Annotated in this window: 15 protein-coding genes; 7 read left to right on the top strand and 8 right to left on the bottom strand. The window is 47.3% G+C overall.

Annotation, left to right across the window (positions count from 1 at the left end; genetic code table 11):
• The first annotated feature begins 41 nt into the window (after positions 1-41).
• Together FSB75_RS10975 and FSB75_RS10970 are read left to right on the top strand one after the other, a co-directional pair.
• On the top strand, positions 42-1,640 hold the full coding sequence (locus tag FSB75_RS10975; protein WP_172623120.1) for a T9SS type A sorting domain-containing protein: 1,599 nt from the start codon (positions 42-44) through the stop codon (positions 1,638-1,640).
• A 168-nt stretch (positions 1,641-1,808) separates the two neighbouring features.
• The gene (locus FSB75_RS10970; protein ID WP_146787011.1) at positions 1,809-2,282 is read left to right on the top strand and encodes a ribonuclease H-like YkuK family protein; all 474 of its coding nucleotides are present in this window, start codon (positions 1,809-1,811) and stop codon (positions 2,280-2,282) included.
• Between the two features lie 56 nt (positions 2,283-2,338).
• Here the strand turns inward: FSB75_RS10970 and FSB75_RS10965 are convergent, their stop codons facing one another.
• The 7 genes from FSB75_RS10965 to FSB75_RS10935 all read right to left on the bottom strand — a co-directional run bounded on the left by FSB75_RS10965 (position 2,339) and on the right by FSB75_RS10935 (position 9,103).
• On the bottom strand, positions 2,339-2,524 hold the full coding sequence (locus FSB75_RS10965; RefSeq protein WP_146787008.1) for a hypothetical protein: 186 nt from the start codon (positions 2,522-2,524) through the stop codon (positions 2,339-2,341).
• A gap of 34 nt (positions 2,525-2,558) precedes the next feature.
• On the bottom strand, positions 2,559-3,191 hold the full coding sequence (gene yihA / locus FSB75_RS10960; protein ID WP_146787005.1) for a ribosome biogenesis GTP-binding protein YihA/YsxC: 633 nt from the start codon (positions 3,189-3,191) through the stop codon (positions 2,559-2,561).
• Between the two features lie 110 nt (positions 3,192-3,301).
• Positions 3,302-3,889 carry a hypothetical protein gene (locus FSB75_RS10955; protein WP_146787002.1) on the bottom strand — a complete coding sequence of 196 codons (588 nt, stop codon included), beginning with the start codon at positions 3,887-3,889 and terminating at the stop codon, positions 3,302-3,304.
• 155 nt (positions 3,890-4,044) lie between these two features.
• Positions 4,045-4,236: a hypothetical protein gene (locus FSB75_RS10950; protein WP_146786999.1), complete on the bottom strand. Its 192-nt coding sequence runs from the start codon at positions 4,234-4,236 to the stop codon at positions 4,045-4,047.
• Between the two features lie 79 nt (positions 4,237-4,315).
• A complete protein-coding gene (locus tag FSB75_RS10945; protein ID WP_146786996.1) occupies positions 4,316-5,479 on the bottom strand; it encodes a hypothetical protein in 1,164 nt (387 codons plus the stop codon).
• Positions 5,480-5,568: 89 nt separating this feature from the next.
• Complete coding sequence (locus FSB75_RS10940) at positions 5,569-7,203, bottom strand: L,D-transpeptidase family protein (protein WP_146786993.1); 1,635 nt, start codon at positions 7,201-7,203, stop codon at positions 5,569-5,571.
• 115 nt (positions 7,204-7,318) lie between these two features.
• Complete coding sequence (locus tag FSB75_RS10935; protein ID WP_172623119.1) at positions 7,319-9,103, bottom strand: YfgM family protein; 1,785 nt, start codon at positions 9,101-9,103, stop codon at positions 7,319-7,321.
• A gap of 268 nt (positions 9,104-9,371) precedes the next feature.
• On the opposite strand from FSB75_RS10935, the gene FSB75_RS10930 reads away from it, so the two are divergent.
• The 4 genes from FSB75_RS10930 to FSB75_RS10915 all read left to right on the top strand — a co-directional run bounded on the left by FSB75_RS10930 (position 9,372) and on the right by FSB75_RS10915 (position 13,787).
• The gene (locus FSB75_RS10930) at positions 9,372-9,887 is read left to right on the top strand and encodes a hypothetical protein (protein ID WP_146786987.1); all 516 of its coding nucleotides are present in this window, start codon (positions 9,372-9,374) and stop codon (positions 9,885-9,887) included.
• A gap of 110 nt (positions 9,888-9,997) precedes the next feature.
• Positions 9,998-11,497 carry a F0F1 ATP synthase subunit beta gene (gene atpD, locus FSB75_RS10925; RefSeq protein ID WP_146786983.1) on the top strand — a complete coding sequence of 500 codons (1,500 nt, stop codon included), beginning with the start codon at positions 9,998-10,000 and terminating at the stop codon, positions 11,495-11,497.
• A 52-nt stretch (positions 11,498-11,549) separates the two neighbouring features.
• Positions 11,550-11,807 (top strand): ATP synthase F1 subunit epsilon, encoded by a 258-nt coding sequence (gene atpC / locus FSB75_RS10920; RefSeq protein ID WP_146786979.1) that lies wholly within the window; start codon positions 11,550-11,552, stop codon positions 11,805-11,807.
• A 93-nt stretch (positions 11,808-11,900) separates the two neighbouring features.
• The gene (locus FSB75_RS10915; RefSeq protein ID WP_146786976.1) at positions 11,901-13,787 is read left to right on the top strand and encodes a DUF4139 domain-containing protein; all 1,887 of its coding nucleotides are present in this window, start codon (positions 11,901-11,903) and stop codon (positions 13,785-13,787) included.
• A 138-nt stretch (positions 13,788-13,925) separates the two neighbouring features.
• Here FSB75_RS10915 and FSB75_RS10910 read toward each other — a convergent pair whose 3' ends face one another.
• Positions 13,926-14,477, bottom strand: a complete 552-nt coding sequence (locus FSB75_RS10910) for a YqgE/AlgH family protein (protein ID WP_146786973.1) — start codon at positions 14,475-14,477, stop codon at positions 13,926-13,928.
• Between the two features lie 110 nt (positions 14,478-14,587).
• Between FSB75_RS10910 and FSB75_RS10905 the strand changes: the two genes are divergently transcribed.
• On the top strand, positions 14,588-15,913 hold the full coding sequence (locus tag FSB75_RS10905; RefSeq protein WP_146786970.1) for a sensor histidine kinase: 1,326 nt from the start codon (positions 14,588-14,590) through the stop codon (positions 15,911-15,913).
• Positions 15,914-15,929: the final 16 nt, after the last annotated feature.

The raw sequence follows: 15,929 nt of genomic DNA, 5'->3' as shown, positions 1-15,929 counted from the left end.
TCGTTGTTGTTCTTCTTACAAAATCCAAATCCTTGTCACGCATGAAAGCCTTTCGCTTACCCTTTTTTCTTTTTTCCTTTTTCTCTTTTTCTCTTTTTGCTTCCGCTCAGGTACCGTTGCTGGAAAGTTATCCTTCGTCGTCAAACGTCGTGTTCCTTGATTTTGACGGACACGTGGTAGAAGGCACAAGCTGGAACGGTAGCGGCCCGATCGTGTGCGATCCTGCTGGATTTGACGCCGCACAGATCACCACTATCTTTAACCGCGTAGCCGAAGATTATCGTCCCTTTACACTCAACATCACGACCGATTCAACCAAATACTGGGCAGCACCGGCCACACACCGGATGCGGGTTGTGCTTACTACCTCTTCTTCCTGGTATGGTTCAGCGGGTGGCGTGTCCTACATCAATTCGTTTACATGGGGCGACAATTCGCCGTGCTTTGTTTTTACAGCATTGTTGAACAACAATCTTAAATACATTGCCGAAGCAGCTTCTCACGAAATAGGCCATACGCTTGGCCTGCGCCATCAATCGGCTTACGATGCGCAATGCAACAAACTCTCGGAATACAACATTGGAAGAGGCAGCGGCGAAATTGGCTGGGCGCCCATCATGGGCAACAGCTATTACGAAAACATGACCCTCTGGCATTACGGTTCCAATCCCTTTGGTTGCAACGACATTCAGGACGATCTCTCCATTATTTTAGGCAACGACAACGGCATCAGCTACCGCACCGATGATTTCGGGAACACAACGGCAATGGCCGCAACGGCCACGTTTACAGCCAATGCTTTTTCAATGCAAGGCATCATTGAGCAACCGGGAGATGTGGACGCCGTGAAGTTTACGGTAAGCACACCGGGACGCTTTACGCTTGATGCATCGCCGTATTCCATCGCTACAGGAAACGTAGGTGCAGACCTTGACCTCGAAGTGTCGCTGGCGGACAACATGGGAAATGTTTTGGGTGTTTACAACGACCCCGCAACGCTGAATACGCAAATAGATACAACACTGTCCACCGGTGCCTACTACCTGCTCGTTCAAGGCAAGGGAAATATTTATGCGCCGGGATATGCAAGCCTCGGTTCCTACACGCTCAACGCAACGTTGTCGGGAAACAGTCCACTGCCTGTACACAAACTGCAATTAAAGGCGGCTACCGAAAAAGGGCAGCACAAACTGGACTGGGAGATTGTGGCCGATGAAAAAGTGATAAGTCAAACAATAGAAGTAGCAACAGACGCAAAAGGGTTGCAATCGCTCGCCTCAATTGAAGCGAGTCAAAGGACGTACACGTACAGGCCTTCTGCCACGGGTCTTTTTTACTACCGTGTAAAAGTTCTTTTCGACAACGGAAGAGTATATTATTCCAATACCGTGGCCTTGCGGGGCAGCGACGCCCTTGGCAAGCCTTCGCTGGTGGGCAACGTGACGAGCGGCACGCTGACGGTGAGCAGCCCTTCGGCTTATACCTACGCCGTATTCGACGTGGCGGGCCGTGCGGTGGCCAAAGGGAGTGTAACCCAAGGGTTGAACGTGATTTCGCCTGCGCTTTCTTCCAACGGCATTTACTTAATCCAGTTCGAAAACGGAGCCGAACGCTGGGCCGAAAAGTTCAGCAAACAGTGAGGCAGGGGAGAGGTCAAACGTGAAACCGAAGTGTCTTTTGGTTTTCCGTTCGCTCCTCTCTTCCCTTTGCCCTCTCGGGTTTCACGTCTTTGGCGTTATTTACATTTTTATAATCCGTGCCCTTTTGACGCTTCGGGGTTTCTCCGTAAATTGGAGAAACCCTTTTTTATGCGCTGGAGAAAGTTTAACGGCCAACCCATTGAAACCCCCATCTACAACGCCGTGGAAACGGCCATCAAACGCGAAACAGAAGCGGGGTATCGTTTAAAAGTTTGCATCGGTACCGATAGCCAGGTAAAAGGCGCCGAAACGGAATTTGCTACTGTCATCGTCTTTCTGCGCGAAGGCCACGGTGGCTTCATGTTCATTCACAACGAAAAAACCACGCACCAGTACACCATCAAAGAGCGGATGCTGGTAGAAGTCGCCAAGAGTATCGAGATTGCATACGAACTGTGCAATCTTTTTACTTTATACGCAGTGGACATGGAAGTACATGCCGACATCAACACCAATCCAAACTTCAAAAGCAACGATGCGCTGAAAGAAGCCATGGGCTATATTTTGGGAATGGGCTTTGCCTTTAAAGCCAAGCCCGAAGCCTTTGCCAGCAGCAGTTGCGCCAACAAGATGGTGAACTAAAGTGAGACGATAAACGTGAAAATGTGACGTCTTTTACTTTGCCATCCTCGCCTGCATTAATTTACCGGTATTGTTTCGGGAGAACGTTTGCTGGCCACATCGGCCGGCTTGCTTTTAAGAAGATAAACGGTGGGATAAAGACGGTCTAATTTTTTGCTATCCCGCTCAGCAAAGAAGAAAACAACCAGAACTGTTACAAACAGTAACGCAACAAGACCTCTTTCCAATACTTTCTTTGTCATAGCGGTTAAAGTGGTGCAATATAAAACAGAAATTTTATGTGCGTCCCTTTTTGTGTTGCTCGAAGACCTTGTTTTGTTCGGCAATAAAACGGAGAATTTGCTTTGCGCCCAAATGCTTAACGGCCGATGTTACAAAATGAGGCGGTGCTTCTTCCCAGTTTTCTTTTAAGGCTTCCAGAAACTTTTGCACATTTCGGGCGGTTTCTTTTTGCGTGCTTTTGTCGGCCTTGGTAAAGGCAATGGCGAACGGAATTTGCCATTCACCCAATTGGTTGATGAAATCCAAATCAAGCTTCTGCGGCTCTACGCGGCTGTCCACCAATATAAAGAGGTTTACAAGATTTTCCCGCTTTTGAATGTAGTCTTTAATCATCTTTTGCCAGCTTTTGCGCTGGCTTTGGGCAACCTTAGCAAAGCCATAACCGGGCAGGTCAACGAGGTACCAATCATACCGGTCGGAACCGGTTACGCTGAAGTGATTAATCATTTGTGTTTTGCCGGGTGAGGCGGAAACCTTGGCCACTTCCTTTTTTTGACAGAGCATGTTGATGAGCGATGATTTGCCCACGTTGCTGCGGCCAATGAATGCATATTCAGGCCGGTCGGGTGCGGGGCATTTATCTACCGAAGGGCTGCTGATTAAATAAGAAGCCTGTATGATTTCCATGCTGCAAAGAAAAGCGGAATTGTTTACCCGGTTGGTTCGTTTTCTTCAATGATTGAACGTCCCTCTTTGAACAAGCGTTGCTTCGCAAATCGTTCAACCTTCTTTTTAAATTAATAACCTGCCTTTACATCTTTTTCCGCTTCCTTGCTGAGTGCAGCACGGTGCAAGACAAGTTTTTCTTCGGCGGTATTAAAAGACAGTTCAATCCATCCGTGATAAAGCTTTTGTTCTTTTTCAACCTGGATGGGCAAATAATTGTGTGCCGCGTTTTTCCAGATGCCGTCCCAAGATGTATTCGTTGCCGTAATAATTTTTTCCGCCAGCACAATGTGCGAAATCTGCCACCACGTATAGCCCGGATGATTTTTTGAAACGATTTCCATCTTTTGAAGCTTAGGCGATTGATCGTTGGCGTCGTTCAACAAGTTGCGTTCAATGCCTGAAGAGACGCCAAACTGAACCCGGTCGCGTTGCAAAACCGGATCGCCAACCAACAGCACGCCAAACGAAAAGTCTGCGGCGCCGTCGTTGTTTACGTCCACTGTTTTTGGCTGAAGGTATTTTACTTCGGCATCGTGCAAATCGGTGTACAGCATCTGCGGATGCGTTTCGATTGGCGGTGCGGGTTTAACGGGCTCTTTTTTACAGGCGGTGAAGGCGCAGGCAGCAACGAGGCTTGCCATCAACATCTTTCTCATAAAAATAATGGTTAGGGTTTTGTTTCAGAGAATGGACAAATGTTGAAGACAAATGTTTTAAAAAAAAGTTAAGCAGTAGCAATTGGCAATATCGGCGGATGAGTTGCCGGCGAATAAGTCTATCTCCAGCGCAGTTTGGTGTGTGAGGCTTTGCGCTAAGCTGGATTCTTTATCGTTCCAAACACTACATCTCTGTAAGGTTCGGCAAGCGTAGTTGTATAGTTGGCGCTATGAATGGAAAATTTATCCTTCGTGCTTTTGTATTCCGTCAGCGTTGACACGCCGGAGACTTCGCAGATAAATTTCTCTACAAGAACTTCTATTGCCAAGTATTCTTCAACAGTCATACGTTTCGGTGCCGCGCAACGTTCATGTTTTCTTTTCTAGAAATACAAAATCAAAAACGAAGAAGGAGATTGTAACCAGTTACGCCAATACCGGATGCCGTTTAAACTCTTTCGTTCTGTCGAACAAATAACGGTATGTTGTCAGCCTGCGGCTTTGATAGACATCGCCAAGGCTTTCTGCCACGTTGAGCATCTTTGGGTTGAAGTCGCCAATCCACTGCATCTCGTATTCGTCGTAGGGATTTTTAACAACGGTTTTGTGCGCTTCGCCCACAACAAACGAATCAATGCCCTTGCCTTGAAATTCGGGCACTATGCCAAATACAATACCGGTAAACTTTGTGCACTTTACCGTTGCTTTTACCCATAAAAATTTCAGCTTGTGCAGCAGGTCAAACTTTCCGTTCAGGTGTTTGAACCATTGGTTTAAATCCGGAAGATTTACAAAGATCGCAATTGGCTCTTCATCCTTATATGCAAACCAAATAATGCTTTCGTCCATCACAGGCTTCATCTTTTTAAACATGATGACGACTTGTTCTGTCTTCAATTCTTTCAAGCCACCGTGGCCCGCCCAGGCTGCGTTATAAACTTTGGCAAAATCAGCCGCGTATTTTTCCAGTTTGCTTTTCTCCATGTTGCGCACCGAAAAATGCGGATCTTTTTCATAGACGGCGTGGCGTTCAATGACCTTGCCGCTCAATTTATTTTTCGGCTTCATGCCAAAGCATATCTGGTGAAAGAAAGGTTGGAAGCCGTAGGTTTCGAAAAGGTTTTGATAGTAAGGAGGGTTATAATTCATGCCGTAAAGCGGCGGCTGAAAACCTTCCACCACCAAGCCCCACCAGCGGTCGCGTTCGCCAAAATTTATGGGTCCGTCCATTGCTTCGACGCCTTGTTGCTGCAGCCAATTCTTGGCTGTGTCAAACAATTTATTTGCGGCGTTTTGATCGTTGATGCAATCAAAAAAACCAACGCCGCCTACGGGCACATCGTCGCCTTTGTTGCGGTATTTTTTATTGGTGAAGACAGCGATGCGGCCAATGCTTTCGCCTGCATCGTTTTTTAAAAGCCAGCGCTTAGCGGTTCCGAAACGGAAAGCTTTGTTCTTCTTTTCGTTAAATACTTCTTCAACGTCCTTGTCCAGTGGACGGATGTAATTTGGATTGTCCTTGTTTAGCCGAACGTTGGTCAGAATAAATTCCCGCGTCTCCTTTTCGTTGGTGACTTCTGTGATTTGCATGGCGGCAAATTTAGTTGATCGGTTGACTGGTTAATCGGTTGGTTGGTCTTTGAAGTGGAGTGTTCTTACCAGTCAACCGATCAACCAAACTACAAAAACATTTTCCCCATCAAATCCGCATCGTGGCTATATATGTCGTCGCGAAAATTGAGCAGCCCGTCGTCGTCAATCCAGGCGGTATAATAGGTTATGAGAACCGGTACAGGCTTTTTCAATTTCACGTACTGCTCATGGTCCTGATTCATGGCCGTCATAATTTTATCCGGCGTCCATTCGGGGTTGTCGCGCAAAAGATATTCCGCCATTTTCTCGGGCTCGGCCAACCGAATGCAGCCGTGACTGTAAGCCCGCTTGTCCTGGTTAAACAAACTCTTGGCCGGTGTATCGTGAAAATAAATATTGAAGCTGTTCGGAAACAAAAACTTCACATGGCCCAACGAGTTTTTGTCGCCGGGAAGTTGCCGGATTTTTGGCAGGCCGTCTTCCATACCGGTTTGCTCCATGTTCTGGCTTTCCAAATAGTTTGGATTGGACGCCATCTTGGGCAAAATTTCTTTTTTTACAATGCTCGGCGGCACGTTCCAGTACGGGCTGAAAACAATGGTGCTTAAATCACCGCTGAAGCTAACGGTGTTGTGTCCTTCCTTGCCCACCACCACGTTCATGTCAAAGGCTTTTTTCTTGTTTTCGTACACGTGCAAAACAAATTCAGGAATGTTTACCACAATCAGTTGGCCCGAAGGCTCGGTAGGCATCCACCGCATCCGGTCCATGTTCACCAAAATTTGTTCGAGGCGTTTTTGTGCCGGCACGTTCAAATCTTTTATCAGTTGCGCATTCACCGTACCGGTAGGCGTGTAGCCCAACCGTTTTTGAAAAACTCTTACGGCATTTTCCAGTGTATCGTTAAACACTTGCGAGGTGTCGCTGCCGGGCATTTCACCGGATATGCGCAGGCGCTTTTTGAGCAAGGCAACTTCAGGAGAGTGGCTTCCTTTCTTCAGGGCTTTCACCGTAGGCAATTGCGGCCAGCCCCCGGCTTTTACAATGTCGTAATAGCGGTCGAGTTCTTTCTTTAGCGCCGCGTAAGGCGCGTTTACGTTCTCAAAATATTTGTTGTCTTTGTGTTTTTTGTTCAAGAGCGAATCAGCCATTTCAAGCGGGTCGCGTTTTTTAAACGGAACAAAGCGCTCCGCTTCTTTACGTTTCACGTAGCCTTTTTCATAGTTGTTTAAAATGTAACGAATGAAATGCTGGGTCAGCGTCAGTTCCGTTTGCACGAAATCACCCGAGGCAGACGCCGTTAGTTTTTCTTCTGCCGTTAAAGCGTCCATCTTTTTTTGCAGGGCCTTGTCGCGCAGCGATGTATCGTTGTCGTAGGTGGTCACGTAATCGTGCAGGTTCCAGAAGGCGCGGGCTTGTTCGGTTAATCCGTTTGACGTAAACCAGGCAAACTGGTAATTCCGGGTGTTGTAAAAGCTGCGCAGACGGCGGGCCAGCGAATCGGGAAGTTTTTTGGCCGCAATGTATTTTTCCATCGTGGCGCTGTCCAAAAAAAGATCCGAATAAGAATTGTTTTTGTTAATGCTGTAATCCCGTTTCGAAATGTTTTTCTTTTCTTCTTGTTGTTGCTCGGTGCTTTCTTTTGGGCTGGATGACGAATTGTTTTGACAGGCGGCCAGCAAACTGCAAATCATGGCCACGTAAAAAAGAATTGTTTTCATACGGCTAAGTTTTACAAAAGCTATGCCTGCACCGGAACTGCGGGCGACAGCGTGGCCGGCGGCTTAATTTTAGCGAAACCTTGTGTCCGATTGACTTGGTTGCGTTCAGAAATTTTTACACCAAGGTGCCTTCTTCCAGGTTTTCTTCCAGCTTTTGGATGGTTTTCTTGGAAGGACGGAAAAATTTGCGCACCGATATCCTGCGCCGCATTTGTTGCAATTTTTGCGAAGACAGAAACTTAACGGCAAGATGCTCTAATGTGTGATGGACGGGAAGCAGCAGTGCAATGATGACAATCTTGGCCAGCCAGATGCGCAACGGTTCGCCGTGAGTTAAATCGTGCAGCCATGCGTCAATCAGTAACGTGATGAATTCAAAAAGGCAAATAAAAGTGACAAAATTCAACATGCGCACCGTCTCCTTCGAAACGGGAAACATGCCCATTAAAATCAGCACCACAAACAAAAACACAATGGCCATGGAAATTCCTGTGTATTGCAGGTTTCTTGTTTTTGTCAAGGCTTCCGCTGCTGCCTGTATGTCCTTTTCGTGTTGCTTTTTTTCCCGCTCCAATCCCAGCAACGTTACCTCGCGTTGCTTGGCCTGCTTTTTCAACGCTTCGTTGTACTCGAGGTAAAGCTGGCTAAACGCATAGGCGTTTTTGTAATCGTTTTCCCGTGCATAAAGTTGTGAAAGCTTTTGTGTGAGAGAAGCATTATTGGCAGGGCTGCCCACAGCTTTGCTGAGGGCAAAAGCTTTTTCATAATAGACAACGGCCTTTTGGGTTTCGTTCAGCGCATCGTAACAATCGGCCATCTCCCCAAAATAGGAAAGCTGCACCGAAGGGCCGAAGGAAGAAAGAATCAGCGGTTCGTCAAGCAGGTAATATTTTACGGCTTCCTCATATTGCCCGCTGTAATGATAAATGGCGCCGGTGTTGTAATTAGGCAGACCCCTGTTTGATTGATACAAGGCCAGGTCGGGGTTTTGTTGCAAGTAGGAAAGAGCCTTCTGGCTGTTCTTCTCTACCACCATGATGTAAGAAAACAACAACCGTTTGCAAAGCAGTTGGTCTTTCAGCGATTTTAATTCGTTGGCAAGCAGCAAGGCTTTGTTGGCAAAATCTATTTCAACGGTTAAGCGGAAAAGGTCAATGTAGTCGGCCAGCAGTCCTGCTTGGCTTTTGTGTTTTTTGTTTAAACGAAGGCTTTCCAGCAAAGCGTTTTTGGCCAACGTGCTGTCGCCGAGTGTCAGGTAAAAATCTGCAAACGAATGCCATGTTGCCGATTGCAAAGGCACGTTGTCCAGTGAGTAAGCAATATCGTAGGCGCTGTTGTAGTTTTTATACGCTGCTACGGCATCGCCTTTCCCCGAAAAAGCATCGCCCAGTTCAAGGTACAATGCAGCTTTCAACGAATCTTGCTTTCCGTCCAAAACGTTAAACGCAAGTACGGATTGCTCCATGGCCTGGTCGTAAAGCTGCCGTTTTTGAAACAGGCTGGCCAACTTAAGGTGAGTGATGGTTTCAAGGTGTGTGTTGTTTTTTTCTTTTGCGTAACTCAAACATTTTTGCAAAAATGCCGTGGCGCGGTCAAAGGTTTCCTTACTCGACCAAGCCGCAATGTTGTCTATTACGCTGCCCGAAAGCGTTTTCAGGATCAATTCGTCGTTCTGCGAAATTTCGGCCAGCAGCATTTGTTTTTCCAAAACGCTGTCGGCTTTTTTGTTGTCGCGAAAGATCGAATAAAGTTCCGCCAGTTCGCCAAGGGCTATAATTTGCGTTTCATCGTTTTTTGCCAACGAAATTTTTTGCACCAACTCTTTCTCTTGCGGAATTTGACCTTGGCTGTTTAAAAACACAAACACGAGGAAAGAAACAAGCGGCAGTTTCGTAAGCATAGCATTAAAGTAAGTTGAGCAAAATGAAGGGAGGCTTGCTTTGAAGGTAGGGAAAATACTTCTTATTTTTAGCAGAATAACCCGGCGCATTAATCGTCAAACTCCTCTTGAGATGGTTTGAAAATTACTGGAAAAACGGGGGTGATGCCGCGTTTGATTTTTGTTTTGTTCGGTTTGCCGTCCGTCCTTCTGAAAGCAAGCAATCCCGCCATGTTGTCTGTCCTAACTGAAAGGATTCATATTTACTAACGCTTAAATCAACGAACAAATGAGACATTTTCTTTTCATCATTGTCGTACTGGCAATCGCGTATGGCTGTAACGAAGTAGCCGGCAAAGTGCCAACAAAAAACGCGGGTTCTGCAAACGAGCAGTCAATCGCAAGTACTGCCTTGCCCGAAAGCCTGCGGGTGGGCAAGGCTGAAGCGTTGCAGATGCGCGGCCGCCGCGGCAAGGACGACGCGGTTGTAAAAATTTCTGCCCGTGACCTACTCTCCCTAATGGAAAAGCAGCCCGCAGTCAACGATAGTTTTATCTTTTATTTTGTAAAATATGACGGCAATTCTGAGGCAGAGAAGGACCGTTTTCGCCAAAAGCAACCTCACGGGATTTGGAGCGATGTGAGCAAAAAGCCTTCTTCGCTTTTGGTAGGGTTTATAAACGGCGCTTCATTAAATCAAGGCATGCGCCTGAGCCGCACAACTGACCTGCCTGTAATTCCAGTTTACGATCTCGCAGTTCTTTGTCCGCCGCCGCCGGATTGCGCTTGTGATATACAGCAATAATTTGCTTTATTTCGATTGGTAAAATGGCCTCACCCCCTTACTTTTGCAGCCTGAAAACAGGAGGCAGCCTGCTTGCAGCCGCCCTTTCAATACTTCAATAAACGCTATTTATGGCAAAAGTTGGCAAGGTTAAACAAATTATTGGCGCCGTGGTGGACGTGCAGTTCGACGGTGGCCTTCCCGAAATTTTTAACGCATTAGAAATAAAGAGACAGAACGGCGATACGCTGGTGCTGGAAGTGCAAACGCACTTAGGCGAAGACAGCGTTCGTACCATTGCCATGGACGGCACCGAAGGCTTGCTGCGTGGAATGGACGTAGTAGATACCGGTTCACCAATTACAATGCCGGCGAGTGAGCAAATCCGCGGACGCCTGTTTAATGTAACAGGTGACCCAATTGACGGGTTGCCCCCGGTTCCAAAAGTCAATGGCCGCCCCATTCACGCCAAACCGCCCTTATTTGAAAACCTTTCTACCGCTACAGAAGTTTTGTACACCGGTATTAAAGTAATTGACCTGATTGAACCTTATTCCAAAGGTGGTAAGATTGGTTTGTTTGGTGGTGCGGGTGTAGGAAAAACTGTATTGATCCAGGAATTGATCAACAATATTGCAAAGGCTTACGCTGGTGTGTCCGTATTTGCCGGAGTAGGAGAAAGAACCCGTGAAGGAAATGACCTGATGCGTGAAATGATTGAAGCGGGCATCATGAATTATGGCGACGCTTTCAAGCACAGCATGGAAGAAGGCGGCTGGGACCTGAGCAAAGTGAACATGAACGAGCTGGCCGACTCAAAAGCAACGTTTGTATTCGGCCAAATGAACGAGCCTCCCGGAGCCCGTGCCCGCGTTGCGCTTTCGGGTTTGACCATCGCCGAGTACTACCGCGATGGTGACGGCACCGGCAAGGGCCGCGACATTCTTTTCTTCGTTGACAACATCTTCCGTTTTACACAAGCCGGTTCTGAAGTATCGGCCCTGTTAGGACGTATGCCTTCGGCCGTGGGTTATCAGCCTACGCTGGCAACCGAGATGGGTTTGATGCAGGAACGCATTACTTCTACAAAAAACGGTTCCATTACTTCCGTACAAGCCGTTTACGTGCCTGCGGATGACTTAACTGACCCCGCGCCGGCGACGACCTTTGCGCACCTTGATGCCACAACAGTATTGAGCCGTAAGATTGCCGACTTGGGTATCTACCCCGCGGTTGACCCGCTTGATTCTACTTCGCGTATTTTGATGCCATCGGTTGTTGGTGAAGCGCACTACAATACCGCCAACCGCGTGAAACTTATTCTTCAACGCTACAAAGAATTGCAGGACATCATCGCCATTCTTGGTTTGGATGAATTGAGCGACGAGGACAAACTCACCGTAAGCCGTGCCCGTAAAGTGCAGCGCTTTCTTTCGCAGCCCTTCCACGTGGCCGAAGCCTTTACCGGTTTGAAAGGCGTGTTGGTTCCGATTGAAGAAACCATCCGCGGCTTTAACATGATCATGGACGGTGAAGTGGACGAATACCCCGAAGCGTCGTTCAACCTCGTAGGTTCTATTGATGATGCGATTGAAAAAGGGAAGAAGTTAATGGCGCAGGCGCAGGGATAATTGGCCAACTGGTTTTCATTGTCGAATTGCCGAATTATCAAATTGTCGAATTATGATCTTAGAAATATTAACTCCCGAACGCAAACTTTTCAGTGGCGAGGTGTACGGCATACAGATGCCGGGCATCAGCGGTTCGTTTGAAGTATTGGACAAACACGCACCGCTGGTAAGTGCTTTAAAAGCCGGCCGCGTGAAGGTGTTGCGCGACAAACAATCTCACACGACGAGCTACAACATTCAGGGCGGTTTTGTAGAAGTGCTGAACAACAAAGTAACCGTGCTGGTAGAAGGTGCAAAAGAAGCGGAATAAAGTTTTCTTCGATATTTTTAAAAGCTGTTCAATTTGAACAGCTTTTTTTATGCAACAAAAGCTTGTTCTGCATCCACCAAAAAAACACAGCGTATGCGACTTTACCTTCTTTCCCTGTTCTTTTTTGTTAACGCGGCCTGTTTTGCACAAACCAGGAAATTAACTGCTGAAAGTGTCGTCTCCGGCGTAACGGTTTTTTCTTCCGGCGCACAAATTCTTCGCACGGCAAACCTGTCCGTTTTACCGGGTAGAACTGAAATTATTTTTAACGGGTTGAGCAACCAGTTGGAACAACAAAGCCTGCAACTTAAAGCCGATGCGGCCATTACATTGCTATCGGTGCAGGCGGTAAAAGATTTTACCAGCCAGCGAAAACTGGAAGCCGACGAACGGGCCTTGCTTGACAATCGGGCTTCGCTTCAGGATAAAATTGCCGCCGACACTCGTCTTCTGCAAGTGTTTAAAAAAGAAGAAGACATGCTTACCAAAAACGAAGCCATTGGTGGGCAGGCCGGCGTGAAAACAGAAGAATTGAAACAAGCGCTGGACCTTCACCGTGCCCGCTTAACAGAAGTTCTGCAAAAGCAAATGGAGATTGAAAAACGAATTCTTGCGCAGCAAAAAGAACTGGCGAAAGTGAATGCACAAGTTTCTGAAGTTGGCAAAAAACGCGACAGCGTAAACTACACCGTTACGGCTTTGATCAGCAGCCGCGAAACACAAAACATAAAGTTTGAATTGCTGTACACGGTGAAAGACGCGGGCTGGTATCCAACGTATGATGTACGCGTAACCGATATCACAAGGCCGTTGAACGTATTGATGAACGCCAACGTTTTTCAGCGCAGCGGCGAAACCTGGAAAGATGTAGCTGTGCAATTGAGCACTGGTAATCCGGGCGACAACGCAACGCCTTCCTCTCTGCAAACGTGGGCGCTGAATTTTTACGATCCTTCCGTTGCCTGGCAACGTTCGCAAGCCCTTATGCCCGGCGTGGTGAGCGGCCGCGTGCTGGACGAAAGTGGAAATGCCATTGTCAGCGCAAGCATTAGCGTGAAAGGAAGCAACATGGGCACGCTAACAGATGTGAACGGTTTTTTTAAATTGCAAAACCTTCCGGCTAACGCTTCCATCGTTGTTTCGTCGGTTGGTTATTATTCAAAGGAAATAAAAGCAAAGCCGGGCTATCTCACTGTAAACCTTACGCCGAGCCAAAATTCGTTGTCGGAAGTTGTGATTGTTGGCTACGGTGATAAAAAAGAAGCGGTAGAGGATGGGCTTGCAAAGAAAGTCATGATTCGCGGTGCGAGTACGTTGCAAGGCCGTACGCCTGGCATTGACATCGTTACCGTAAACACACAATATCAACCCACGAATATTGTTTACAGGATTGATGAAAAATACACGCTGGAAACCGACGGCAAAACGACCACCATCGCCATTAAAAAGATAGACGTTCCGGCATTGTACGAATACGTTGCCGTCCCCAAACTTGACCCTGCTGCTTTTCTTACGGCGAAGATTTTAAATTGGCAGGATTATGACCTGCAATCGGGCGAATCAAACCTTTATTACGAGGGAACGTTCTTGGGCAAAACTTATATTGATTTATCAAACGCAGGCGACACGCTTTCGCTTTCGTTGGGCAAAGACAACGGCATTAAAGTGTCGAGAAAATTGCTGAAGGAGTTCAGCTCCAAAAAATTCATTGGCAGCAACCGCACCGAAACAAAAGAATACGAGATAACGGCGATGAACACAAAGAAACTGCCGGTTTCCGTAACGGTGCAGGATCAATTTCCGGTATCGGCAACGAAAGAAATTGAAGTGAAGGACAAGAACGCACCGGAGGCAAACATGAACGAAGAATCAGGCCTTGTTACGTGGACAATAACCTTACAACCGGGGCAAGAGAAAAAAGTAAAGATGGGTTATAGCGTGAAGTATCCCAAAGACAGGAAGGTAATTCTTGAACCGTGATTGTCTGAACCACGATTTGGGTAGGTTCAATGGATTAAAAAGAAATCAAAACATGTCTATAAAAAAGAGTCGTTCACTTCTGAACGACTCTTTCATTTCTGGTAAAATCTTTTCAATCCGCCCAAATCGTGGTTCAGACTAATTCAATTGCGGATCAATCGGGAAGTTGATCATCATCTCGTACTCGCCGCCGAGGTGTTTGATGGAATCTCGCCAGATTTCTTCGGCGTTGGGATGAAAAACAAGCTTGCGCACGGCTTCCACGGTGAGCCAGGTTTTTTCATCCATCTCGGTTTCTAACTGTCCGGAACTCCAGCCGGAATAACCAATGTAAAAACGAATCTTTTCCGGATCGGCTTTGCCGCTGTTAATAAGCGCTATAACAGCATCGAAATCGCCGCCCCAGTAAATTCCCTTCATCACTTCCACGCCGCCGGAAATTTCATCGGGATAGCGATGCAAAAAGTGGATCGTATTCATTTGCACAGGCCCGCCGTAATAAACCGGGAGCTTGTGGCCTTCCACTTCGGGCAGCAGTTCGTCCAGCGTGTTTTCGTACTTGCGGTTGAGCACAAAGCCAATGGTGCCGTCGTCGCGGTGCTCGGTTAAAAACACCACCGTGCGCATAAAGTTGGGGTCTTTTAAAAACGGGTCTGCAATGAGTAAAACGCCGGCTGCGGGTGCTGTCATACGATGGTCCTTGCTGTTAAAAAATAAACATAACAAACTTGTGCCATCGCGCAAAGCGGTGTGCTTCCGCTATTTTTGTTTGGAACAATTTTTTTTCAATCTTGTCGGCAGTGAAACGAATTTTCCCCATAATCATCGTCCTCATAAGCATTTCTCTTATCGGCATCATCTTCATTCAAATCTCCTGGCTCAACAACATGCTGGTGGCAAAGGAAGAACAGATACGCGAAAAGCTGCAAACAGTGACCGGCGTGGTGGCGGCGGAACTTTCGCAGGCCAAGGGCTTCAACATTACCGCACGGCCCTTTCCCGGTTTTGACGAATTTTCGATGGAGCAGACAAAGCCCTTAACCCTGGGCAGCCGCCTTACCGCCGAAGACATCAAGGAAAAAATAGACACGGTTTTCAAGCGGCAGAATTTTGATTACGTGCCTTACCAGTTTGCGCTGGCCACCTTGTCGGGTGAAGCGTTGGGAACGATTGAACGGCAGTCGCCGGAGTTCAAGCAATGGCGGCAGGACACGGTCAATTATTTTCCCGTCATCCAATACATTACGCCGCCGAGCGGCAGCGCCGCGGAAAACCTGACCGCTGATGAATTTCTAATCATCGTGATCCCGATAAAAAAGATGGTGTTCAAAGACCTGCAGCCGCGCATCATTGCGGCCATTCTTTTTACACTCGTCATCGTTACTGCCTTTTACCTGACGGTGCACACCATGATCCGGCAAAAGAAACTCAACGTCATTAAAAATGATTTCATCAACAACATGACACACGAGTTTAAAACGCCGATTGCCACCATTTCGCTGGCGGTGGATGCACTCAAAAATCCGAAGGTGATTGGCAACCCCGAAAAGTTGACCTATTTCAGCAGTATCATTAAAGAAGAAAACCAGCGCATGAACCGGCAGGTGGAAACGATTTTAAAATCGGCGCTGCTCGACCGACAGGAAATTCAACTGAACAAAAGGCCGCTGCACGTGCACCAAATCATTGAAGACGTGGCGGACAATTTTGCCCTGCGCCTGCAGGAAAAAGGCGGCGACATGGAAATTCACTTGAACGCCGAAAACGATTTGATTGAAGGCGACGAAGTGCACATCAACAACATCATCAACAATCTTCTCGACAACGCGGTGAAGTATTCCAAGGAGAACGTGCCGCCGCACATTTCGCTCACTACTTCATCTGCTCCGCGAAAGTTTATCATCCGCATCGAAGACAACGGCATCGGCATGACCCGCGAAACGGTGAAGCGCATCTTCGAAAAATTTTACCGGGCACACACGGGCAACCTTCATAACGTAAAAGGTTTTGGTCTTGGATTAAGTTACGTTAAATCAGTTGTGGAAGCACACGATGGAACGATAAAGCCGGAGAGTACGTTGGGAAAGGGAAGCGTGTTTACGATTGAGTTGCCGGTGCAGGGGTGATGAAAGGAAGCAGCCA

It is taken from the genome of Flavisolibacter ginsenosidimutans (assembly GCF_007970805.1).
Taxonomy (GTDB): Bacteria; Bacteroidota; Bacteroidia; order Chitinophagales; family Chitinophagaceae; genus Flavisolibacter; species Flavisolibacter ginsenosidimutans.
The sequence above is the reverse complement of the archived record's forward strand: the minus strand, read 5'-3'. Positions and strand labels throughout refer to the sequence as shown.